Below are 23947 nucleotides of genomic sequence, written 5' to 3'. Positions count from 1 at the left end.
ACAGAGGAATAAATTCACAATGAGTCGGCTTGACTCTTGGGGTACCCTCTGGAATCTATAAGAACATAACAGGAACAATGCTGCTGAAAGTTGACCGTCATGGCGATGACCGCCGTGGCGCGGGAGACTGTTTTTGCCCTGCGCCGCCAAATCGCGAAGATCGAGGGAACGCTGCCCGAGCGCCTTGCGGCGCCGGCCGGCGCGTCGCCTGATGACATCGCCGATGTCACGGTGGTTCGGCGTGGCCTTGCCGTTGCATCGCATGATGCGTTCCTGCGCACCGGTGTCGAGCCGCTCGACGCAGCCCTTGGCGGCGGCCTGCCGAAGACGGCGCTGAGCGAGATCCATGGCACTGAAACCCGCGACGCCGGAGCCGTCGCCGGCTTTGCCCTGTCGCTTGCCGGCCTGATCCTCGCGCGGCAGCCGGGCTTGCCGGTGCTGTGGGTCGGCACCTCGGAAATCTTCCGCGAGGCCGGCTTTCCCTATGCCGGCGGGCTGCGGAGCCTGTTCGGCATCGCGCCCGAACAATTGCTGTTTTCCGAGGCGCCGAGGCTGCTCGACGCGCTGTGGATCGCCGAGGAGGCCGCCCGCATGACGGCGCTCGCCGCCGTCATCCTCGAAATCCGCGGCAGCCCGCGGCCGCTCGACCTCACCGCGACGCGGCGGCTGCACGCCCGCGCCCAGGACGCCGGCCGGCCGGTGTTCCTGCTGCGCCAGGCCGGCGAGGCCGAGCCAACCGCCGCGCCCGTGCGCCTGATCGTGTCGGCCGCGCCCTCGGCAAGCCGCGCGACGATCGCCGGGCCGCTGGCCGGCTCGATCGGCCGCCCCGCCTTCACCGTCGGCATCGGCAAGAGCCGCACCGCGCTCCCCGGACAATTCACACTGGAGTGGAACCCCGATGAACATGTTTTCGAAGAAAGAAGGGGCAAGGAAAGAACAAAGGATTCTGTCGCTGTGGTTTCCGCATCTCGCCGCCGACCGCATCCTGCGCCAGCGTCTGGGGCGGTCCTGGCGTTCCCGGCCGTCGGATCACCTGCCCCCGCCTCACCCACCGCTGGTGATCAGCCACCGCGACATGAACGCCCAGCGCATCGCCGCCCTCGACGAGCGGGCTGAGGCGCTCAGGCTGAAGCGCGGCATGGGCATCGCCGACGCGCGCGCCATGCACCCCGCGATCGACATCGTCGAGGCCGATCCCGAGGCCGACCGCCGCCTGCTCGAAGGCCTCGCCGACTGGTGCGACCGTTACACGCCGCTGGTGGCGATCGACGGCGCCGACGGCCTGTTCCTCGACGTCACCGGCTGCACGCATCTGTTCGGCGGCGAACGCGCCATGCAGGACGAGATCCTCGTCCGCTTCCTTGAGCAGGGTTTCGATGTCCGCGCCGGGCTGGCGGCGACCCCGGGCGCCGCCTGGGCGGCGGCGCATTTTCATGGCGACCGCATCGTCGCCGGCGGCGAGGAAGAGACGCTGCTGGCGCCCTTGCCGCTCGCGGCACTGCGCATCGAGCCGGGAACGCGCGCCAGCCTCGAAAGCGTCGGCCTGCGCACGGCGGGCGCGGTGATGGCAGCACCCCGCGCCCCGCTTGCCCGCCGCTTCGGCGCTGGCTTGCTGTTGCGGCTCGACCAGGCGCTCGGCCGCCTCGACGAGGCGGTGTCGCCGCGCCTGCCGGTGGCGCCGCTTTCGGTCGAGCGCCACCTGGCCGAGCCGGTCGTGCTGACCGACGACATCGAGCGGCTGGTGAGCCGGCTGGCCACGGCGCTGAAGGGCGACCTCGAGCGGCGCGGCGAGGGCGCGAGGGCACTCGCCCTGCTGCTCTTCCGCGTCGACGGCGCCGTCAGCCGCATCGCCGTCGGCACCTCGCGCCCGCTGCGCGAGCCGTCGCTGATCCGCAGGCTGTTCCACGAACGGCTTGCCGCGCTGGAGCAGGACATCGACGCCGGCTACGGTTTCGACCTCGTGCGCCTCTCGGTGCTGTCGGCGGCGGCCTTCGACATGCAGCAGGCCGATCTCAGCGGCGAGGCCAACGACGATGACGCCGATATCGCTTTATTCGCCGACCGCGTCCGCGCCCGGCTCGGCGAGGCCGCGGTGCTGCGGCCGGTTGCCGTCGAGAGCCATTTGCCGGAGCGCGCCGTCACTATTGTCCCCTTCTCCGAGGCGCCGCAAAGGCGCGCGCCGCTCAAGCGGCCGGAGCGCGCCGTTCCGCCGGTGACCATCTATCCGCCGGAACGGCCGATCCGCCTGTTCCGTTCGCCCGAGCCGATCGAGGTGCCGGCCACCGAGATGCCCGAGGGACCGCCGATGAATTTCCGCTGGCGGCGCGCGCTCTACCGCGTCGCCCGCGCCGAAGGGCCGGAACGCATCGCCGCGGAATGGTGGCGAAGGCTTCCCGGCGAGGAGGAAGCGCCGACCCGCGACTATTTCCGCATCGAGGACAGCGACGGCCGCCGCTACTGGCTCTATCGCCAGGGCCTTTACGGCGCGTCCGATACGCCGCCGCGCTGGTTCATGCACGGGGTCTTCGCATGAACGCGCTTGCCGCCACCGCCTATGCCGAATTGGGCATCCAGTCGAATTTCTCATTCCTGCGCGGCGCCTCCAAGCCGGAGGAACTGGTGGTCGCGGCGAAATTCCTCGGCTTCTCCTCGATCGGGCTTGCCGACCGCAATACGGTGGCGGGCGTCGTGCGCGCCTGGCAACAGTCCAGGGTGGAGACGCTTGCCTATCATCCCGGCTGCCGCCTGGTGTTCGGCGACGGCACGCCTGACATCCTCGCCTATCCGCGCGACCGCGCCGGCTGGGGACATCTGTGCCGCATGCTGACGCAGGCCAATCTGCGCGACGAGAACGAGAAGGGCGCCACGCTGCTGAAGCTGAGCGACCTCCTCGAATGGGGGGACCTGATGTCGCTGGCGGTCCTGCCTGAGCTGTCCGCAAACGCCGAGGTCGGCCTTGCAATGCTTAGCCGGCTGAAGGATCGCTTTGGCGCCGCCCTTCGGCTTGCCGTCTCGCCGGATTATCGCGGCAACGACCGTTTCCGCATCGAGCAGGCGGCGGCGATGGCGGATCGGCTGGGCATGCCGCTGTTGGCGACCAACGACGTCCTCTACCACAGCGCCGGCCGCCGCTCGCTGCAGGACGTGCTGACGGCGATCCGCCTTAACACGCCCGTCGCCCAGGTCGGGCTGGAGCTGGCGGCCAATGCCGAGCGTCATCTGAAGCCGCCGCAGGAAATGGCCAGGCTTTTCCGCCGGCATCCGCAAGCGCTGGCGGAGACGCTGCGCTTCGCGGACGAGCTGAGTTTTTCGCTCAGCGACCTCGAATACAACTATCCGGACGAGCCGACCGAATCCGGCCTCGGGCCACAGGCCGAGCTTGAACGGTTGGCCAGGGAGGGGGCCGCCACGCGCTATCCGGCCGGCGTCCCCGCTTCCGTCTTGCAGCGCATCGAGGAAGAGCTCGCCCTCATCGAGCGGCTGAACTACGCGCGCTATTTCCTCACCGTTTACGACATCGTCCAGTTCGCCCGCCGCCAGCATATCCTTTGCCAGGGGCGCGGCTCCGCCGCCAATTCCATCGTCTGCTTCTGCATCGGCATCACCGAGGTCGGCCCCGACCGGATCGACACGCTGTTCGAGCGCTTCATCTCCGAGGAGCGCAACGAGCCGCCCGACATCGACGTCGACTTCGAGCATGAAAGGCGTGACGAAGTCATCGCCTATATCTACCAGAAGTACAGCGCCAAGCGCACCGCGCTCGCCGCCGCCGTCATCAGCTATCGCGGCCGCTCGGCTTTGCGCGAGGTGGCGAAGGCGATGGGCCTGTCCGAGGATGTCCGCACCGCCCTGTCCAGCTCGATCTGGGGCTGGTCGACCTCGGAGCTTGGCGAGAAGGAAGCGAGCGCCGGCGGCATCGACCGCAGCGATCCGCTGGCCAGGCAGGTGATCGAGCACGCCAACGAGATCATGGGCTTTCCCCGCCACCTCTCGCAGCATGTCGGCGGCTTCGTCATCACCAGGGACCGCCTCGACGAGGTCGTCCCCATCGTCAAGACGGCGATGGACGAGCGCAAGATGGTCGAATGGGACAAGGACGACCTCGACGCGGTGAAGATCCTCAAGGTCGACGTGCTGGCGCTGGGCATGCTGACCTGCTTGAAACGCGCCTTCACGCTTCTCACGCATCATTATTCGGACGCGCGGGACGCCTATGGCCGGCCCTATGTGCTGGCCACCCTTCCGGAGGAGGACGGCCGGGTCTATGACATGATCTGCCGCGCCGACACGCTCGGCGTCTTCCAGATCGAGTCGCGCGCCCAGATGTCGATGCTGCCGCGGCTTCGGCCGCGCGAATTCTACGATCTCGTCATCGAAGTGGCGATCGTGCGCCCCGGCCCGATCCAGGGCGACATGGTGCATCCCTATCTGCGCCGCCGGCAGGGCAAGGAACAGCCCGAATATCCCAAGCCCGAGCTGGAGCAGATCCTCGGCAAGACGCTGGGCGTGCCGCTGTTTCAGGAGCAGGCGATGAAGATCGCCATCGTCGCCGGCGGCTTCAGGCCGGGCGAGGCCGACGAATTGCGCCGCGCCATGGCCACCTTCAAGCGCACCGGCACGATCGGCAATTATCGCCAGCGCATGATCGACGGCATGGTCGGCAAGGGTTACGAGAAAGCCTTCGCCGAGCGCTGCTTCAAGCAGATCGAGGGTTTTGGCGAATATGGCTTCCCCGAAAGCCATGCCGCTTCCTTCGCGCTGCTGGTCTACGCCTCCTGCTGGTTCAAGACCTTCTATCCCGACGTCTTCTGCGCCGCGATCCTGAACGCGCAGCCGATGGGTTTCTACCAGCCGGCGCAGCTTGTGCGCGACGCCCGCGACCATGGTGTGGAGGTGCGCGAGGTCGACATCAATTTCTCCGTCTGGGACTGCACGCTGGAGCAAACGGCCTTCGATCCGGCCCGCGTGCTTGCCCGCCATGCCGGGATGCGCGGCGTGATCGAGACCCACCATGCCGTCCGCCTCGGCTTCCGCCAGATCAAGGGCCTGTCGGAGGATCGCATGACGCTGTTCGTCGGACGGCGCGGTTCCGGCTACGAGACCGTGCGCGACGTTTGGTTGCGCTCCGGCCTCGATGTCGGCGAGATCGAAAGGCTGGCTGAGGCCGACGCCTTCCGCTCGATCGGCCTCGACCGCCGCGCCGCGCTCTGGGCGGTGCGTGCGCTCGACGGCAAGAGCGCCGCCGAGAAGCTGCCGCTGTTCGACCAGCCGACGGTCCGCCTTCGCGAGCTGGAGCCGGAGACCAGGCTGCCGACAATGCCGCTCGGCGAGCATGTCATCCACGACTACCGCTCGCTCGGCCTGTCGCTGAAGGCGCATCCGGTGGCTTTCCTGCGCGAGCGGCTCGACCGCGCCGGCGTGATCCCCAATGCGCGCCTTCCTGCTGTGCCGGACGGCAGGCGCGTCTCCGTCGCCGGCCTCGTGCTGGTGCGCCAGCGCCCCGGCAAGGGCAACGCGATCTTCCTGACCCTGGAGGACGAGAACTCCGTCGCCAACGTCATTTTCTGGGAAAGGACCTTCACCCGCTTCCGGCCGATCGTCATGGGCGCGCGCTTCGTGCGCGTCACCGGCAAGCTGCAGTCGGAGTCAGGCGTCATCCATATCGTCGCCGAGAAGGTAGAGGACCTGACGCCCTGGCTGACCGTGCTTTTGGAGGAGATGCCGCCGGCTTTGCCAGCCCCTCCGGACATCGCTGTGCTGTCCGGCAAGGCGGAGAGCGTCATGCCCAAGGGTCGGAATTTTCAGTAGGGATCGGCCCCAACGACGTCTTCACGCCAATGCATGTTGAAAACCGTCGAGATTGGCTGAGAAGCAAGGAGCAAAGCGACGCGGCGCGGACCCCAGGATGACGATGGGAGGAAGGGCTTCCGCCAAAGGCTACGCCCCCGCCATTTACGATGGCCCGCTCAGCCGCGGCGGCGACAGCAGATCCTCGGCGGAAATCGTCCGCGCCTCGGAAGGCAGCATGATCGGAATGCCGTCGCGCACCGGATAGGCGAGTTTGGCCACGCGCGAGATCAGCTCGCCACGCTCAGCATCCCAGGTCAGCGGACCCTTGGTCAGCGGGCAGGCCAGCAGCTCCAGGAGCTTCGGATCGACACTGGCCTTCTGTCCGTCACGCCCATCCGCAGCCATCGCACTTTTCCTTGTCCAACTGGTGCTTAAGGGTGTTGAGATTCAGGTCAGGCCGAGTCGAAAATGGCGGCTTCCGAGAACCGGAGCAGAGCGCACTTGAAGTACGTGAGCACCGGAAGCGCAGGAAGCCGCCGTTTGCAGGCCGGCCTCACCTGAATATCGATACACTCTATTGCAGGCTAGAGCCAAAGTCCTCACCCTCGCGCGCCAGCGCCATTTCGGTGATGGCGATCAGCGTTTCGGCGCGCGTCTTCAGGTCCGCCGCCTCGAGCAGCGCCTGTTTCTCGGCAGGGCCATAGGGCGCCATCATCGACAGCGCATTGACCAGCATGGCGTTCTCAGCGCGGCTGACGCTTTCCCAGTCGGCTTCGAGATCGTTGGCCTGTAAATAGGCGCGAAACGCTTTCAGCAGCGACGGCCGGTCGACTTCGGCGCCGGCGCGGTCTTCGTCGAGATCGGCGAGGAAAGGCGCGATCCGGCATAGCCGGAACGGCGTCTTGGTGGCGGCCTCATGCGTGATGCGAAACCGGCAGACGCCTTGCAGCGAGATCAGATAGCGGCCGTCGCCGCTCTCGGCCAGCGAGATGATGCGCCCGGCGCAGCCGACGCTGCACAGTTCCGGCTCGCCGTCGTCGCGCAGCGCGCCGTCGAGGCTGGGCTGGATGATGCCGATCAGTCGCGCACCCCCGACCGCCTCGTCGACCATCTGCAGATAGCGCGGCTCGAAAATGTTGAGCGGCATGCGCCCACCCGGCAAGAGCAGTGCGCCGGCAAGCGGAAACACCGGGATCGTCGCCGGCAGATCGGCTCCACGCCGGTAGTGCGCGTTTCCCGCCTGCAATCAGTCCTCCGATCGCCTGAAGCATCTCAAATCCGCGATCTCCTCCATCCCCGCGCGAAGCCGGGGCCGCGCGTCGTGCTCTAACATGGCGCACCTGCGCCCGGCCGCAAGCCCATCCGGAAAAAACAGCCGGCGAACGGCCTCAGGAAAACAGCAGCGACGACAGTTTGCGCCGCGCCGCCAGCGTCGCCTCGTCGGTCATGCCCCAGGCCTCGAAGAACTTCAGCAGCTGCGCCTTGGCGCCGTCATCGTTCCAGCTGCGGTCGGCCTTGATGATCGCCAGCAGATTGTCGGCCGCTTGCGTCCGCTCGCCCCGGGCGTTCTGGATCATCGCCAGGTCGAAGCGCGCCTGGTGGTCGGCCGGATTGGCGGCAAGGCGCCGCTCGAACTCCGCCGGATTGCCGAGCGAGGCGGCCTGCGCGGCAAGCGCGATCCTGGCGCGCAGCGCGGCAAGCTGCGGCGCGTCCTTCTTGTCTTCCGGCGCCCGCGCCAGAACGGCCTCGGCGCCTTCCGTGTCGCCGGCCTCGAACAGCACTTCGCCGAGCCCGGCGATCGCCTCGATCGTCTCCGGCGCCTGTTCGAGAATGGCATCGTAGATGTCGGCGGCGGTCTGGATGTCGCCCGCCCCGCGCGCCTCGGCTGCCGCCGCCAGCGCCTCGCCCACCTGGTTGCCGGCGCCGTTCTTGCCGCCGACCTTCTTGATGAATTCGGCGATCTGGCTCTCGGGGACGGCGCCCATGAAGCCGTCCACCGGCTGGCCGTTCTTGAAGGCGATGACCGCCGGGATCGACTGGATGCCGAGTTGGCCGGCGATCGAGGGATGATCGTCGATGTTCATCTTGACCAGCTTGACGGTGCCGCCTGCGGCCTTGACCGCCTTTTCGAGCTGCGGCGTCAGCTGCTTGCAGGGGCCGCACCACGGCGCCCAGAAATCGACCAGCACCGGCTGGCGGCGCGATTCCTGGATGACGTCGGCGGCGAAGCCGGCCGTCGTCGTGTCCTTGATGAGGTCGGCCGGCGCCTCGCCGAGCGGGAGCTTGGGCTCGCCGCCGCCATATTGCACGGTCGTGGCATACTGGCCGCCACTGTTGCCGAACGGATTGTTGTCGCTCATGTCCTTGCCCTTCCAGTCGCGCTGCCGGCCAGCGGGGAGGCGCGACAATCCTTGCCTAGGTCAGTTTTCGCCATCCATGTGGCGATCAAGCCGAGACTTTCAAGATAACAGCATCGTGTCCGGTTGCCTCGACGAATCTGACGAGGTCGGCCGAGGCGATCGAGGTCGTCGCCTCGTTGGTGAGCGGGTGGGCGTTGACGACCGCATGGCTCATCAACTCCTGGTCGAGCACGACCTTGACCCGCCGCCCGCTGTCGTTGATCAGGCCGAAGACAGTGACCGCGCCCGGAATGACGCCGAGCAGTTCCATCAGCATTTCCGGCTTGCCGAACGACACCCGGCTGGCGGCGCCGATCAGATGATGTATCTGTTTGAGATCGACCTCCGCCTCCTCGCCGACGCTGACGAGGAAGAAATTGTCCTTCTTGTCCTTGAGGAAAAGGTTCTTGGTGTGGCCGCCGGCGATCTCGCCGCGCAACGCCTGCGAATCGGCGACCGTGTAGAGCGGCGGGTGGCGCACCGTCGACACGCTGATGCCGAGGTTGGCAAGAAAGGCATTGAGCTCGGCTTCGGTCTTCGGCATCGGTCCTCACTTCATTCCGGCGGGCCATGCCGTTTACGGCCAATGGTGCCCTCTCGGCAAGGCCGTCCTGGAACCCTACGGCAAACCCAAGCGCCGCAAAGCGATGCCGATGGCACTTGAGAGCTGGCCGAAAAAAGCTCGTCATTTCCCTGTTGCAATCGCCGCGCTCTTCAGCCATATAGGCGCGGCTTGCGGCCGAGGCCGCGTGAGCGGGTGTAGCTCAGGGGTAGAGCACAACCTTGCCAAGGTTGGGGTCGGGCGTTCGAATCGCCTCACCCGCTCCAGTTTTCCTTAGGGAAATCAAGATATTAGATAAGGGTCACCTCCGGGTGACCCTTTCTATTTCTGCTTCTGGTCAACACCTGGTCAACACACTTGACCTGCCCGATGATCCTGAAATCACACCGATGAAGCAACCCATGGCTGAAGAAGCTCTGCCCTCACCGTCGTAACGGGCTCTGAATGTCGTCCCAGCTGTGGCGCCGTCTGCGTGACGCCCCCGGGCAGTTGACTAAACGCCGTGGCGCCTGGGAGCGTCGCGCAGCTCAGGCGCCGTCCCGCTTCTCCCCGATGATTTTCTTTTTCAGCGCTGCGATCCGGCGTTCGATTTCGTCCTCAGGTAATTCGAACTTGAGCTTGTCCTGAATGAAGTTGATGCGGCCTTCGCTCTCACGAACCAGCTCGGCCCATGACTTTACCCAAATTCGGTGAGTCTCCTGCTCATGGAAGAGGCCGACTGGGCGGCCCGATTGTGTAATGCGCGCCTTTATTGAGTCGTCGTAGTTGCCCGTGACTAGAAAGAAATTCCAATTAGTGGACGTGTTTATGTATTCGGGCTGGGCCAAAATGGCGTTCGCATAGTCCTCCAGTTGGTCCAGTTCCTTGCGACCAACCGTGATCGACGGCCGTTTTAGCTCGACTAGCAGAAATTCTCTGTGGTTCTGGTCCGGATGGGGGATGCTCCGCCCAAGAAACTGATCAACTCGTCCGATCTTGCCGTCTACGTTGGTTACCCGACCCCGTGAGCGCTTTACGGCCAATTCAGCCGCGACGCGCTTCATCACTTTCGTCAGACCGCTCTCTGCGAGTGCGATATGAAAGCCTTCCCCAAAAATCCACGTGTTGTCGCGGACGAGTTCGTCAAGTTCTCCACGTTCGCGCGTGGACATCCTATGCGCGGGATCAAAAACCATACCGCTCAGCATCTGAAGTGCTGCCACTCGACCGGCAACTAGGCTCGATGCAGCAATTATGTTTGCTAACTCAGTTCGCTCGAGGAGGGCAGACAACTCATCCTGGCGATTCTTCGGCAGATTGACGACGGCGTGAAGGATCCGAGAGAGGGCCTCGGGATTATGCCGCAAGGCCTCGCGTAACAGCGCCAGCGTCATCCGCTTTACGGATGCATCAGCTTTTTTGAATTCTTTAGAATACGAGTCGACCACATACGTGGCGATATCGAAAACCTGACGCTCATGCTTCTCGACGGCGTCCTTTGGGTCTCCCTCATAAGGATAGACGCCCGCCCTTATCAACTCATCGATTAGGCCACTCGAACGCTCCGCCATGCGTCCCCTGAAATAGTCACCGAGTTCGCTGCGGATGTGACCGACAACGGCAGCGAAATTGGGCTCCGCCAGGTCGTCAAGCTCAAGAAGATTGGCTGCCATCATTTCTTCGAAGAACGACGAATAGGCATAGGCTGAAAACTCGAAGCCAGGTGCTACGACGTTGGCTGCTTGCGATCCGAGAATGACCCCATCCTCTCGGCCGAAATGAATCTTCCGACCGTCAATTCCTGCGTTCCATTCGATTACCTTGAGCTTGAGGTCGTCGATGACGCGCGTTGGCCCTGCAATAGACCTGCTGGCAAAATCATGCTGCTTGGCAATGAGATCACCAGGCTTAACGATCTGGCCATCGTACTTTAACTGGACGCTTGGGTATTCTAAGAGATAGGGCGAGAAGCGGGTCGCCATCTCCAAAAAGGCCTGCCGGCCAGCGAGCCAATCGAACGTGTTCTTGAGACCGGTCAATCGGACGATTGTTCCGAGTTTTTCTCCATCCGGTGCAAGAACCACTGATTTCTGGCATTCCGCCAGGTCGTCAGCCTTGATACGAAGTACGACCGCGTGCCTGCCGCCATCTTCGTCAGAGATTGAAGACCATTCGGCGAATTGCGCTAAGGAAAAGAAGCGCAGCCGCCCCCGGCCTTCCTTGCCGTGGATTGCTCGTTTGTGGCGAGGGGTCCGCTGTGCCTTCAGCTTCCAAGAGTCACCGAGACTCATGAAATCGTGCTCAGCTCGCGATGGCGTAATGCCGTCGCCATTGTCGCGAATGACAATTTCCTGGATCCCGCCGAGCGTATTTCTGTGGAACTCGACAGAAACGTCGGTGGCATCTCCATCAAAGGAATTCCAGACGAACTCCGAAATGGCCCGGACGATATCCGTCGTGCGCGCTATTTTCTCTAGATGATCCTGCTTCGGCGCCAGCCTCAATATATCCATTGAAGCACCTTCCCCCTTCACTTCGCCTTCGGCGACCATCCTCTAATTGAGCCGAGAAGTCGCTGCACCTCCGCCCTGGTCATGCCCATGCTAGACCAGTTGCTTCCGTCGTTCCACTTGGCAAAGGACACAGTCCGATGTGTTCTACCGCTGTAGGCCTCCATAGGTACTGGCTGTCCAGGGTCTGGATCATGTTCTTCAGCCTTGAAGAAATCTCCGAGCAAGTAGTCAGGGCAAGCTGTCCCGCTCCTCACTCCGATTCGGACATAATCCAGGTTGCTGCAGCGCATGCGGGAAAATATCTGCCGGACATACTCTTCGGCATCAGCAAGGCCAGCGAGCGCCGAGACGAGCGTGGCGTTCGAGGGAAGTGATAGGGGCGTCTTTGCAGCCACTGTGGGTCAGTAAGGGCAATCTGGATAGGCGCGGAGTACACCTTCGCAGGATGCATTGCCGAGCGCGACGGCTTCACCACGCTCGGTCAGCTTAGCCACCAGGATGGTTTCGACCATTTCGGTCAGCACAAGGCCGATCTCGCTGAGGCGCAGCAGGACAGCTCGAACGTGCTCGTGGCTGCCACCCAGAGCGAGTGCCTGCAAAAAATCGGCGAGGACGCGCTCGTTTGCCCTCTGATCGTGAGGATCGCGCTGTAGTGCGCGAAGAATCGCCAGTGCCTGATGCTGACGTCGGACATTCTCTGCAGGTTCAACAGAGTTGCGCATTTATCGCCCTCATGATTCGATTGGCAATCATGGCGCTGTTGTTAGCGATGCGCGAGAGGATCCTCTTTCTATAGTACGGCGGCCATTCGCTCGTACAGGTTGAGGGACTACGAATCTGGGGCAGGAGTTCGAGCCTCTTCGGTCGCGCCATTCCATCCAATTGAAATTGCTTAGCTTCTTGACTTCTTGGGCCGCAGGCGCCGGCTTGATTTTCGGAATTCAGCCGGTTTTGGAAGAACGGACATTCCTTCGAACCATATCGCAGCTTGGCGAATGCTGCCCTCCTGTTTCCTCTTGATCAACATGCCACACTAAGATTCGCACGGACCAGGTTGGCGGTCGTCCAGCTGCCAGGTGTAGGCTTGAGGCAGCGGACGTTGATGTTGCCGGCTTCCTGACGCAAAACGTACGGAATGACAGTCCGAAAAAAGGCTAACCCTCTTCGGTTGCCGCCGGTCGTCGCTGGCGAATGGAGCGGTGAAATCGTCGGCTCAGCCAACGTCAATTTTGGCCAGGTCGTTCAGCCAGGCCCGCCCCGTCAATCAGTCGAGTTCACCTATGTCATACTGCCTGCGTCGCTCATTATGCCGAATGCAGCATTCAGATGGCCTGGGATCGTTATGATCATGGCCCCCACTCCCATGAAGACGGAACATCCCAACGCTGGCGCTCTTTTTCAAACCGATGAACTGCCGTCGCTGAGCCTTTCACTTGACGTCACCAGGGCGCAATTTTCGGACATGCTGCCACTCTTCGAGGCGAAACGGTTCAAGGATTTTCATTTCACGGTCGAAGACAAGGATGCACACGGCAGATGGCCGGTCCGAAGCTGGGGCATGGGAGCCACCCGGGTTTGACTTTCCGCTCACGATGCTCCCGGATTTAATCCGCAGCCGCAGTGTCAACCGGTTTGCGGTCGGCCGAAGCGGGTTCGTCGATCGCCTCGGTGTCCCTATTCGCGTCGAGGAACGCCAACTCCTCGCCTAATGTTGCGATTACGGCCGCCACGCGACCACGCACTCTCGGAGGAAGCTGCATCAGCCCCTCAATCAGACGCCGGCCTTCTGCACTTGCAATGAATTCTATGCGCTCGTCGACTGGCAGAGGCGGAAGCTGACCGTCGGTGTCATTGTTTCCGGGCAAGCCCTCGAAGAAGCGGCTGGCAGGAACACCGAGCCACCTGCCGATCTCGTAGAGCATGGAGGCGCTGACCCGATTCCTCGCGTTCTCGTATTTCTGGAGCTGCTGGAAGCTAATGCCTATGGATCGGGCAAGCTGGGCTTGCGACACGTCCGACTGGACGCGAACGATCGCGATCTGCCTGCCAACATGCTGATCAGCGGGATGAGGGCTCGGCTGAGGTTTGGGCTTTGCCCACGCCATAACGGCAGGAGGCCGTTTCGATCCCAGAAGGCTGCTCGCTGGTGCATCTATCACTCCCCGGTATCTGAGTCTGTCGCGGTACCCTCGCCAGGAACTCAGCAAATTTCCGACTGATTGGGGAGTTGCAAAACGGCACGAAACGCCAAGAATCTCTTCAACTAGCCACTCTCTGCAGGCTAATCCTGGCAATATCCTCGACGACCGATCGGATCTGCGGCCAGGGAAACTCGGTATCGTTTTCCGATGGCTGACCTTGCTTGAGCACGGCATCGAGCTTGGCTGCTACACCGGCAAGGGTAGTGGCATGCGTTTCGCACAATACCTCCAGCAGCTCCTCCGCTCGATCGGCCGCTTCGCGTTCGGCGCGCAACGCTGCGGAATACCCGATTGCTCTGTCGGCGGCATCCCAGTGAGCCTGATGGGCCGCGAACTCGGCTTCAGCCTTCGCACGCACCGCTGCCTCGATCGAATCGGCGCGCAGCAATTCGCGAATTTCCTTCAGTGAATGCAACGTCACGCTCTCACCATTCGCCTGCAGGATAGTCGCGCACGGAAAGCCGACAGTTTCGGCAAGCTTCCGCTCTAGGCGTTGTTGCTCGCGACAGCACCGTTCGGTCAAGTTCAGGGCATCCTGCCAATCACGCCATACACAGACCGCAGAATCGACGGGTTGGCCCGCTTCCAGGGCCTTGCCAGCAAACTCGGTTGGCTGCGATCCCACCATTGCATTTGCCGCTGGTGCCGGTACGCTCGTGCCGGTGACGAAAGACAAAGTCGTGGTATTGTCGGAATCAGCCATGATCCGAGCTCCAGACAGCTTGGGTGTGGTCAGGCCGAACGACGTGTTCGAGCACGTCGTTCGGCTGCGAAGAGCGAACCACAAGTTACGTACATACCGTACATTACGGACACTCTGATTGTCAAATACGCCTGATCCTGCTGACACCAAAACCGAGCGCTTCGAATTGCGCCTCTCGAGCGACTTGCTTGCTCGCGTTGACGAATGGCGGCGCAGCCAGCCCGATCTTCCTACTAGATCAGAGGCGTTCCGTCGGTTGGTAGAGGTTGGTCTAGCCTCTAAATAGTAAGCGTGCCGCTCAATGGTTGCTAACGGGACGGACTCGCGGCCTAAGGAGCGCGCCACACTTCTTGACGGCACACAGCGGCTGTTCAAATGCCGGAAGCGCAGTAGGCTCGAAAACCGCCTCTACGAATGGCCTCGAAATTTTCTTCCATACAAGGAAACGCCCGTCTAGATTGTGCCGCTACACGGGGGTGGGACATGCAGGTTACTAACTGCGGTCGCGGCGTACACACGCGCGAAGTTAAGGGTATTGAGCGGCTCAAAAAAGAGCTGCCACAGAACTGGTACGCATTCACGAATCTGGACCTGACCCTAGGGCTTGGCAAATCGCGTGAGATCGATGTCATCATCGTTTCTGATCACCGTATTTTCTTTGTCGATATCAAAGACTGGAACGGCACGATCGAAAACAGGGACGGCCGCTGGTACAGCAATGGGAGGGACAGCGGTCCATCTCCCGTGCAGAAAATCGGCGACATTGTGCGAGAGGTACTTACACCCCTAGGGGGTCTCCTGAAGGGTCGGCCGGAAACCCGACGTGAACCCATCCCACAAATCGTCGGCCTTGTCGTGCTTACCGGCTTGGCGACCAACGCGCATCTCGACGGCCTTGAAAAGGAAAAGGTACTCGCGGTCGATGACTTCATAAAACTTGCGCTAAATGCACGTAAGCTGAATGAGACGTTTGGCGAACCTCACGCCGCATTCTTATACAGGCCCCTTACGGACAGCTTTTGGAAGGACCGGCTTAGCCGGTTCTTCAATGTTGGTCCCAACTCACCTTTTAAGCCCGGAAGGCGCCGCTTTCAGCGATACCTTGCTGAAGACATCGCCAGCTATGCACACCCCAGCGACGTCTATCGGGAATATGAGGCCACCGAAGAAGGCAACAAAAATAATCTCGGAATCCTGAGATTGTGGGATTTCACTAAGTGCACCGAGGGCCGTTTTCAGACCGAAGAGGGTCGCCTGGAGATAGCGGGGCGCGAGCAGCAGGTTTATCACTGGCTTCGCGACCGCGATCAGGACCTTGAAAGAACCCTGCTCACGCCGCGATTGGATGATCCGGATCACAGCGTCAACTACTGGGAGATTTACGACCGCCGCCGCCGCATGCGGCGCCTGAATGAGTTTTCGATTAGCGAGGCTTCCTCAGCCTTACCAAATCAGAAGATCGAATTGGCACGGCAGATCATTTCTTCCGTAGCCGCGATTCATCGTCAGAATGCATCACATCTGGATATAGGCGGGCACAGCATTTGGCTTGAAATGCCGACATCTGTCAGGCTGTCTCACTTACTGGCTGCGCGAATCCCGGAAGGAAAATCCCTCGGCCCGTCCCGATATCAGTTTCTTTCCGGCGTTACCGTTCCCGAGGACATACTAGGTGTAGACAGCGGACCGAAACGGCGAGACGTTTTCTTGCTCGGTGTCTCGGTTCACAAGCTATTGTTTGGCCAGCTACCGTTGGGTGAGCCCGCAGAATGGAAGCCCGCGGTCGATGTCGCTAACAACTACGTGTTGCTCCATGACTGGTTCGCGCAGGCGCTCGAGATCAGCCCGGAGCAACGCTTCGCAGACGCAACGATTGCTCTGGATGCATTCAACAAAGCAACCGCTTCTCGTCCGACTCCGGACGAAGTGATCGCCGGACTCGAATCATTCAGAACGGTGATTCGTTCGCAAAGGCAGCTGTTTGGAGCGTTCCCCGTTTATGGCGACATGATCGTTGAAAGCGACCGCATGGATGCGTGGCGCAGCGACGATAACGGGGTGCCGGTTTTGGTTAAACAGTGGAAGCAATCGGCCTGGGGCGATGTCCAGAAGGAAGGAGGAAGCATCCTCGCCTTTCTTCGAAGAGCGATGGATATGAAGGTGGACAAGCCGTCCGGTATCGCTCCGATTCGCGGGGTGTACTGGCTCGGAGACAGCCTAGTCCTCGTGCAGACCTGGGTAGAAGGAAGTTCGCTTGACGTCCTTCTCAATGATCCGACCAACGAATTTGCAAGCGCGGATACTGCCCTGTCGTTTTGCGCCAAGCTCATTTCGATCGTTGACGCGCTTCACGAACAAGGGATCGGACACGGTGACTTGAAGCCGGCCAACATTGTGGTCGATCCAAACGGCCAGCCGACTCTGATCGACGCGCTCGACTATTCGCCGCGCGTCGATGGCGAAGTCATCAGCTCTGCTTATTCTCCTGAAACCGGAAATCGCATGGAGCGCGACCGGTACGCCCTCACCAAAATCAGCGAAGAAATCCTTGCCGCTTCTGATCTTGCTCCCGCAATCGGCGCTGACGTTGCGCTAGCGATCAAAGATTGCCGCGAAAAACCGCCTGCGCTCTCGACGCTCTTGCCGCTGCAGGAGACTCTAGCAAAGGCGTTGGGGCAACTTCACGCTAGCACTCAGCAGCAAGCGGTAGCCGAAAGCCGAACCATTGCAATTTCCCTTGCTGGTCAGCAGGTGGGCCCGATCGACTCAGACGAGGGATTCCTCTTTCTTCGTGTGCGTCGGCATCCGCATCTCGGCCATCTTTCTCTTCACATTCGTGGCGCGTTTGAAGAAATTGAAGTTCGCCTTGATGCTAATGGCAAGGCTGCCAGCGCAACGAGACGCAGGCTCGACCAATGGCTCCTGGCTCTTGTGGCAAAACAGGAGTTTCATAAATTAGATGCTTCATTGGCCGTGACGCGGTCCGACGTAACCGAGCTGTCGGCTCTCGAGCAGATCTTAGCCGATCCTCCTGTGCAGGCACGGATCGACAGAGAAATCGCGGGCTCCGCGTCGCCCCTCATCTCTGAACCACGAGAAACCAGCGATCTCGTCCTACAAGAGGACGAGGCCGAGGACGCACTCGCCGAAGAGATCGCCGCTAGCAACACCCTCATTACCGATATCGACGTGCCGGAACTGTGGCGCGTTCTCATGGAGGTAGAAAACGAACTGACTACAGAGGGGGTGGCGCAGCTCGACAGTGCATACGATCGCGGTATCGGTCGTCACAGGGTCATGATGGAGCTTGAAAGCGGTGAGTTCGACTTCTCCCGCAACGACACTGTAGGGGTTCAAAAGCAGGACAAGAAGGGAAATTGGCGGCGCATCGGAGACCTCGATCTGAACCGTTCTCGCCCGGATCTAGCGGTGATCGATGCACAACGCGGAGGCTCCTTCGGTCCGAGGCTCGTCGAAGCCGGACAGCGGCTGCGCTTTCTCAGCCATTTCGAAGGCACTAGTCTCAAACGCCGTACAGACGCCGTTGGCCGCATTCTGGCCGGCAATGGGCGCGCGAGCGGCCTCCTATCCGTCTTTGATTCTCGCTCAGACGCGACGCCTGACTCGGCCAATCAGCAGGCTACTGAGGAGTCCCTGAAACTTTACGGCCTCAATGACGACCAAGAGGAGGCTTTTCGCAAGATCATAGATACGCGGCCTGTGGGTCTGCTCCAAGGACCGCCCGGCACCGGCAAGACCAAGTTCATCGCGGCGCTTGCCCACTATGCAATTACGAAGGGACTGGTCCGAAACGTCTTGTTGTCGAGTCAGTCCCACGAGGCAGTCAACAATGCGGCTGAAGCGGTGCTGGCGCTTTTCCGCAAAACAGGCGAACTGCCGAGTTTGCTGCGCGTCGGCATGGATGACGGGCAAGTGTCCCCACCGTTGCGACCGTATCACACATCCCGCGTCGAGCAGTCCTACAAGGATCGCTTCAGTGCGACATTTGCAGAGCGCATGGCTGCGGTCGGCAAAGCGTTAGGTATACCTCCGGAAGTGATTTCGGATGTCGTAATCCTGGAAACGACACTAAGGCCCGTGATTGAAAGAATCGCCGAGTTAAGCCGCGAATTTGAAGCGCAGACTCAGCGGATCAACGGCTTGATTGAAACCCTCGCTCAGCATCTGTCTCTGCTTGATGTCGACGTTTTGCTCCCTGAGACCGGCCTGGAGGAAGACTGGCGTAACACCCTCGAAGAGATAGTCGGCGCTATAGCGCGGCGTGCAGCGCGGCGGAGCTCAGTCGGCGCGGACAAGATTGATCGCCTGAGGTCCATTGCCGGACTGGGGCGGGATTTTATAGGTAGTGTTTCCAGGCCTGAGCGCAGCTTTGATACATTCCTCGCAGGCACGCGCCAGATCGTGGTCGGCACTTGCGTAGGCCTCGGGAGGTCATCACTTGGCTTAACGGCCACTGCTTTTGATCTTGTGATTGTAGACGAGGCGGCGCGGTGCACTTCAGGCGAGCTTCTTGTACCTCTCCAGGCGGCCCGCTGGGCAGTCTTGGTCGGCGACCAGGCCCAGCTCCAGCCACAACACAAACCCGAAGTGGTCAACCTCGTCGCGGAGCGGACCTCGATAGCGAAGAAAGAAATCAAGCGAAGCGACTTCGAGCGGGTCTTTGCGACAGGATACGGCCGCGCCGCAGGGTCACGGCTAAAAACGCAGTACCGCATGCTCTCCCCCATAGGGCAACTCGTCTCCGAGGTTTTTTACCCCGATCTCACTTTGCTCGCCGGGCGTAAGGAGGCTATCGTCGATCCCGAAGTTCTGCCGGACGAACTGAAATCACCATTGACCTGGGTGGAGACGGATAGCCTAGGGTCAATGGGTTACGAACGGAAAGAAGCCAAAAGCAAGACTAATCCTTCAGAGGCCGATGCAATCATACGGCTGATCGACCGCTGGTATGCGGATGACAAATTTCGCGAGTGGCTGCTTACGCAGCAGGATCATCCTGTCGGTATCGGCGTCATCTGTATGTATGCCGCGCAGCGCAATCTGATCGAGCGAAAATTGAGACAATCCTCGCTCGCTGCCCTGTTGGAAAAACACGTGAAGGTGGGAACTGTTGACAGTTATCAGGGTAAGGAAAACCCCATCGTCATCCTATCGCTCGTGCGGAACAACGAACTCGGCGATATCGAAGCCGGCGTGAAGTCGATCAAGGAAGGCTTCCTAATTACACCCAACCGCATCAATGTTGCTGCGAGTCGAGCAATGGATCGGCTAGTCATAGTCGGGTCGCGCCATCGATGGAAGGGCAACAAACCTATGGGCCAACTATCGGCGGGGTTTACGCGCAGAATCAATGAAGGCGTCGCCTCACTCATCGCTGTAGAAGATTTGCTAGGAGCGCAGACAGAGCGCGATGAGGTCGCCCTATCCCGTGCGAAGGAGCGAGGCGCTCATGGCAATGCTTAGCCGCCCGTTGCTCCGACTGAAAGGACAGGAGCTTGTGCCGCCGGATGAAGACCGGCGCGTGGACCTCGACATATTCGACGTGCTGTTGCCCTGCCGCTTCTATGAAGTGAATTACAAAGTCGCTTCACTCGGACAGGTCAGCCCGACGCTCGAATTTTTGCTGCGCCTCGTCAAGGCGGCTCCCGGCATTGCCGATGACGACGCGGCGACCTTCTTTGGCTACAGCCCGTCCGAAATTGCATACGTGTTGGAAGAGGCTATCGGCCCGGGCTATCTTGAACGCAGGGCCGGGCGCCTCTGGCTTACGATTTCGGGCGAAGGCTTATTCAAAGACGACGACAAGCAGCCGTCCATCTATACCGTGGAATCGCGTCGTCGCTCTTTCGGTTTCGATCTGATGGCGATCGCGCCTCAGGTAAAGCGGTTTCTGGATGAGCTGGAAAGAGTCCTGCCCGAACTGCCTTCAGAAGACCCGGCTGGAACCGGCAGGGTAGCTGAACGAGTTCCGGCAAGATTCAAGCAATTCTTCAGGGAGCTGGCCGACCAGGCGGATCGAGGCAAGACGGAGCGCCGTGACATTTACTCAATTGACCCCGTTGTCACGCCGGGTGAGCGCTATCAAATGCCTATTCGCGTCGTTACATTCGCACAGGCATCCAATCCGACCGCAGCTGAAATCGACCTCTCTTCGTGGAGGATGGATCACGAGATCGCCGACAGGCCCGAGATCGAACGCGCGGTGGCACTGTTCGTGAAAGATCAGCAGACATCGGTCAATCAGCTTGATGCAGCTAACGGTTACCAGACGCTGATTGACCTTGCTCCGGAGTTTCTCAAAGAGTTTACGACGCGCAACGGACTATCGGAGGGCCGTTACTGGAGAGAAGCCGTAAGCCGTGCCGGCGAACCTAGAGTCGATCGAAAAACGATCCCGATCGTAGGGTCGCTGCTTCTTCCTGGAAATATCGAGCGCATACAGGCTGTTTTCGATTACGGCCTGCGAAACATGACAGAGGCACCAACGAATATATACGCGGTCGCACCGCAGACTCGCCGATGGGGCGCGACAACCCAGCAACGCGATCTTTTGACCTTGATTCAGGAAAAAACTGCGCGCTCTTTTCCCGGTCCCGACAAGCCAGAGATGAAGTCGATCTGCTTGTATGCCTGGGACAAGCCGGCTCAATACACGGCCAAGACCTTTGATGAGATCCAGCCGATTCGGGTCGCAGATTTCCCACGATCTCTCGAACTATTTTTGGTGCCAGGCGTAATGGCGGCGGCGGTCGTCCATGCCCCGCTCGGGTCGTCTACGGGGAACCCTGTACCACTGGGGTTGACCTCTTTTGACCCGCTAGTCATCGACCGCGCGTATGCCTACTTCCTCGAACGCCATGAGCCGTATCGAGTCAAAGATGGTTCCGCCTGATCTTGCGCTAGAGTCTTTCACGTTTTGACGGAAGCGTATCCGGCGTTTTCGAAGTAGTTCTTGCATTCGGCTGCCTCGATGGTTTCGACGAGGTGGCCGATGTGTCGCCAGGTGTCCTCGACGGTGCGTTTCTGCGCCTGGCGCATCCAGTGCTTGATCTTGGCGAAGGCCTGCTCGATGGGATTGAGGTCTGGTGAGTAGGGCGGCAGGTACCAGAGCCTGGCGCCAGCGGCCTTGATCATCTGCCTGATGGCCACGGACTTATGGCTTCCCAGGTTGTCCATGACGACGATATCGCCGGGCTTCAACACGGTGATGAGCTGCTGTTCGACATAAGCGCGGAAGCATTGGCCGTTGATCGGTCCGTCGAAGACGCAAGGTGCCGCGAGCCGATCACAGCGCAGCGCGCCGAGGAAAGTCAGCGTGCGCCAGTGGCCGTACGGAGCCAGGCCGCGCAGCCGCTTGCCCTTCGGCCCCCAGCCGCGCAGCGGAGCCATGTTGGTTTTGATCCAGGTCTCGTCGATGAAGACCAGGCATTGGGGATCGAGGCCGGCCTGCCAGGATCGCCATCGCTGGCGCCTGCGGGCAATATCGGCGCGTGCCTGCTCAAGGGCGAACAGCGTTTTTTTTGAAGCTCAGCCCTTCGCGGCGCAGGAACTGCCACACTGCGTTGTGCGAGACCTTGACCCCGCGAGCGGCCAACTCATCCTTCAGACCATGCAGCGTCAGATGCGGCGTCTCACGTATACGTGCCTCGATGAAAGCACGGTGCGGCTCCAGTACCCTCTTGCGATGTCCGCCCATCTTGCCGGGCGCAACCGAGCCGGTCGCCCGATGACGCTGCAACAACTTCACCGCCGCCGAAACCGAAATGCCGAACCGCTTGGCGGCCGACCGGCGGCTCTCACCACTCAAAACCGCCGCCACAACCCGTTCGCGAAGATCGTCCGAAAGAGGTCGCGTCATCAGATGCTGGCCTCCATTCCAGCCAGCATCTTGAATCACAAATCCGACAAATCGGGAATCCCTCCGATTCCGTCAAATCTTGAAACGCTCTAGCGTAGCGACCTCAGACACGAGTGTCGCGGATGTGCCTCCCCGTATCGGAAGGTCCGCTTGATAGTTGACCGCTTCCAATAGCGGAACGAGTCTCTTTTCAGCCTAAAATTCCCCTCCTTCTCGGCCTCAACCGCTGATGTCCCCGCCAGCCATTGGGTAATCCTGGCCCGAAGGCCTGAGGAGGATCATCGCCCCAAGCACGGGACTCCACTTGGCGGTATCAAGAACTGGCCGACGAAGGGCCGCGCCTGATAGGTTCGCGTCTGACAAATGCGGCCCGTTCGAACATGAAACTGCAGTTCGTCGCCCATGGTGCGGCTCCGCAACGTTCGAAATACCTTGGAGACACAAATGCATAGCCTGGAGCCGCACGGTGCGTATAAGCGATGCAACGTGCGGATCGCGCCAAAAAACGCATAGAAAACAACCAACCGATCGCTGCACAACGTGCAGCCTTTTATCCTGCCATCTTAATCGGCCGTGCTTCGGGTGATCTTTTAGACATCGTCGTTCCTCTTCCAGGTTGCGATAATACACGAATCTATTCTCTAAACGACGATCTCGCGTCCTGGCTTCGAGTTCCGATGCGCCGTGCAGTCTTCCGAGCTCTGCGACGGGGTAGCAGCGCTGCTTATTTGCAGCGATCGAGCCGTCGTGGCGCACTTTTCCATCGGGTTGACGGAGCATCGTCACAGGCAATCCGGCGCGGTCCGGCCGTCTCGCGATCGGCGCGCCCGCAGGCAAGATAACGTGCGTTCTGTCATTCCTGGTCTGCATCGGTTCTCATCCGCCGGCGCGGATCCGTTGCGTCAGGTGGCGCCCGTCGGCCGTCCGGCGCCATGCACTTCAACTTCCGTCGCGCCGTTCATCGATGCGCTACCAGCAGCCTGCGATCCTTGATATGAGCGCGCCGGGCAGCATCGCTTTGGCTCACCGCGGAATCGCCGACATAGAACGTTCCGTCGCTCCACATGGCGTGCATGATCACCGCCAGCCTGCGCGCCACGGCGACACAGGCCTTGCGGTGGCCGGAGCGTTTGGCGATCGCCTTGCCCCCGATCTTGACCTTGTCCCTGCCCTTGAAGCGCGTCATCTGCCCCGAAGCCGCCTCGTAAAGCAAGCGTCGCACGTCAGCATCGCGGGCCTTCCATATGCGACCCTGAACGTCGATCGTCGAGCCCGGCTGGCAGGGCTGCGCGGTCAGCCCGAAGTAGGCCGCGACGTCGCGTAAGCGACGGAAGCGCGACGTATCATTGATCGCTGTCATGAACGAAAGTGCTGTGACGGGGCCGACGCCGGGGATCGCAATGAAGCGCCGGCACAGCTCGCTGCGCGCCACCATTTTGACGACGAGGCCATGCAGCCGGCGATACTCCGCCACAGCGCGGAGGCGTGCCGACAGCATGGCGTCCATCAGCTCGGCCGACAGCGGATCGTCCGCCGCCGCGGCGCGCACCGCCTGCTCGAAAGCCCCTCGGCCGACCTTGCCCCAGGTGGATGCCGAACGCCTTGAGCGAATGGCGCAGGGGTCCTCCAGGTCGAGGAAATCGGCCTTCAGATTGCGGCGATGTGTCAACAAGAGACGCGTTCGGTAACAGCTCTGCGGCTTGATGTGAGCCTTGTGGAACCAGCCGGCGAGCAACAGGGTCGCGCCCAGATCGGCCATCACCGCCGCTTCATTAGCAGCGCGCCCCTAAGCTGCAATCTGGTCGGCGGGGCGCCTGGCACCGCGAGGAATGTTCCCCGTCATGGTTGGTTTCATGCTGGTTGTTTAGCGTGTCGATAGCACGGAGGTCGCAATGCCTTTGCTGGCTGTCCATGGTTTAGG

General features: G+C 61.2%; 16 protein-coding genes, 2 tRNA genes and 2 pseudogenes. 9 read left to right on the top strand and 11 right to left on the bottom strand.

Annotation, left to right across the window (positions count from 1 at the left end):
• Nucleotides 1-99 precede the first annotated feature (99 nt).
• From EJ073_RS32260 to EJ073_RS20555, 3 genes are read left to right on the top strand one after another with little or no spacing between them, the layout of a single operon-like run.
• The gene (locus tag EJ073_RS32260; RefSeq protein ID WP_126057378.1) at nt 100-1116 is read left to right on the top strand and encodes a hypothetical protein; all 1017 of its coding nucleotides are present in this window, start codon (nt 100-102) and stop codon (nt 1114-1116) included.
• The gene (locus tag EJ073_RS20560; RefSeq protein WP_245455300.1) at nt 1076-2533 is read left to right on the top strand and encodes a DNA polymerase Y family protein; all 1458 of its coding nucleotides are present in this window, start codon (nt 1076-1078) and stop codon (nt 2531-2533) included. Before EJ073_RS32260 ends, EJ073_RS20560 begins: the two co-directional genes overlap by 41 nt.
• Nucleotides 2530-5808: an error-prone DNA polymerase gene (locus EJ073_RS20555; RefSeq protein WP_126057376.1), complete on the top strand. Its 3279-nt coding sequence runs from the start codon at nt 2530-2532 to the stop codon at nt 5806-5808. Before EJ073_RS20560 ends, EJ073_RS20555 begins: the two co-directional genes overlap by 4 nt.
• Before the next feature lie 144 nt (nt 5809-5952).
• On the opposite strand, the gene EJ073_RS20550 is transcribed toward EJ073_RS20555, so the two are convergent.
• From EJ073_RS20550 to EJ073_RS20535, 4 genes are all read right to left on the bottom strand, one after another.
• Entirely contained in the window at nt 5953-6195 is a 243-nt protein-coding gene (locus EJ073_RS20550) for a Trm112 family protein (RefSeq protein ID WP_126057375.1), read from the bottom strand.
• 169 nt (nt 6196-6364) lie between these two features.
• Nucleotides 6365-7036: an LON peptidase substrate-binding domain-containing protein gene (locus EJ073_RS20545; protein ID WP_126057374.1), complete on the bottom strand. Its 672-nt coding sequence runs from the start codon at nt 7034-7036 to the stop codon at nt 6365-6367.
• Between the two features lie 142 nt (nt 7037-7178).
• Entirely contained in the window at nt 7179-8150 is a 972-nt protein-coding gene (gene trxA, locus EJ073_RS20540) for a thioredoxin (protein ID WP_126057373.1), read from the bottom strand.
• A gap of 85 nt (nt 8151-8235) precedes the next feature.
• Entirely contained in the window at nt 8236-8733 is a 498-nt protein-coding gene (locus tag EJ073_RS20535; protein ID WP_126057372.1) for a prolyl-tRNA synthetase associated domain-containing protein, read from the bottom strand.
• A gap of 209 nt (nt 8734-8942) precedes the next feature.
• Between EJ073_RS20535 and EJ073_RS20530 the strand changes: the two genes are divergently transcribed.
• Nucleotides 8943-9017 (top strand) — tRNA-Gly (locus tag EJ073_RS20530).
• 261 nt (nt 9018-9278) lie between these two features.
• Here EJ073_RS20530 and EJ073_RS20525 read toward each other — a convergent pair.
• Nucleotides 9279-11282: an ATP-binding protein gene (locus EJ073_RS20525; RefSeq protein ID WP_210211258.1), complete on the bottom strand. Its 2004-nt coding sequence runs from the start codon at nt 11280-11282 to the stop codon at nt 9279-9281.
• Nucleotides 11283-11434: 152 nt separating this feature from the next.
• On the opposite strand from EJ073_RS20525, the gene EJ073_RS20520 reads away from it, so the two are divergent.
• Nucleotides 11435-11617, top strand: coding sequence for a hypothetical protein (locus EJ073_RS20520; protein ID WP_126057371.1), 183 nt, complete (start codon nt 11435-11437; stop codon nt 11615-11617).
• A 27-nt stretch (nt 11618-11644) separates the two neighbouring features.
• Here the strand turns inward: EJ073_RS20520 and EJ073_RS20515 are convergent, their stop codons facing one another.
• A complete protein-coding gene (locus EJ073_RS20515; protein WP_126057370.1) occupies nt 11645-11965 on the bottom strand; it encodes a hypothetical protein in 321 nt (106 codons plus the stop codon).
• 78 nt (nt 11966-12043) lie between these two features.
• On the opposite strand from EJ073_RS20515, the gene EJ073_RS31365 reads away from it, so the two are divergent.
• Nucleotides 12044-12115 (top strand) — tRNA-Ser (locus EJ073_RS31365).
• Nucleotides 12116-12378: 263 nt separating this feature from the next.
• A complete protein-coding gene (locus EJ073_RS20510; RefSeq protein WP_126057369.1) occupies nt 12379-12822 on the top strand; it encodes a hypothetical protein in 444 nt (147 codons plus the stop codon).
• Between the two features lie 25 nt (nt 12823-12847).
• Here the strand turns inward: EJ073_RS20510 and EJ073_RS32255 are convergent, their stop codons facing one another.
• The 3 genes and pseudogenes from EJ073_RS32255 to EJ073_RS20500 all read right to left on the bottom strand — a co-directional run bounded on the left by EJ073_RS32255 (nt 12848) and on the right by EJ073_RS20500 (nt 14147).
• Complete coding sequence (locus tag EJ073_RS32255) at nt 12848-13165, bottom strand: hypothetical protein (protein ID WP_245455799.1); 318 nt, start codon at nt 13163-13165, stop codon at nt 12848-12850.
• 21 nt (nt 13166-13186) lie between these two features.
• A pseudogene (locus EJ073_RS32250) lies at nt 13187-13348 on the bottom strand (helix-turn-helix transcriptional regulator); the annotation flags it as partial.
• Nucleotides 13349-13502: 154 nt separating this feature from the next.
• Nucleotides 13503-14147 carry a hypothetical protein gene (locus tag EJ073_RS20500; protein WP_126057367.1) on the bottom strand — a complete coding sequence of 215 codons (645 nt, stop codon included), beginning with the start codon at nt 14145-14147 and terminating at the stop codon, nt 13503-13505.
• A gap of 483 nt (nt 14148-14630) precedes the next feature.
• Between EJ073_RS20500 and EJ073_RS20495 the strand changes: the two genes are divergently transcribed.
• Both EJ073_RS20495 and EJ073_RS31650 read left to right on the top strand, forming a co-directional pair.
• Nucleotides 14631-19631, top strand: coding sequence for an AAA domain-containing protein (locus EJ073_RS20495; protein WP_190233796.1), 5001 nt, complete (start codon nt 14631-14633; stop codon nt 19629-19631).
• Nucleotides 19618-21060 (top strand): hypothetical protein, encoded by a 1443-nt coding sequence (locus EJ073_RS31650; protein WP_190233795.1) that lies wholly within the window; start codon nt 19618-19620, stop codon nt 21058-21060. Before EJ073_RS20495 ends, EJ073_RS31650 begins: the two co-directional genes overlap by 14 nt.
• A 17-nt stretch (nt 21061-21077) precedes the next feature.
• Here the strand turns inward: EJ073_RS31650 and EJ073_RS20485 are convergent.
• A protein-coding gene (locus EJ073_RS20485) for an IS630 family transposase (protein ID WP_126057365.1) occupies nt 21078-22026 on the bottom strand; the annotation gives its coding sequence in 2 pieces (ribosomal slippage) (nt 21078-21689 and nt 21691-22026; 948 coding nt in all).
• Nucleotides 22027-22984: 958 nt separating this feature from the next.
• Nucleotides 22985-23776, bottom strand: a pseudogene (locus tag EJ073_RS20480) (transposase); the annotation flags it as partial.
• Between the last annotated feature and the right edge of the window lie 171 nt (nt 23777-23947).

The sequence above is a fragment of the Mesorhizobium sp. M4B.F.Ca.ET.058.02.1.1 genome, assembly GCF_003952505.1.
GTDB lineage: Bacteria > Pseudomonadota > Alphaproteobacteria > Rhizobiales > Rhizobiaceae > Mesorhizobium.
This window is presented reverse-complemented; position numbering and strand designations above follow the sequence as displayed.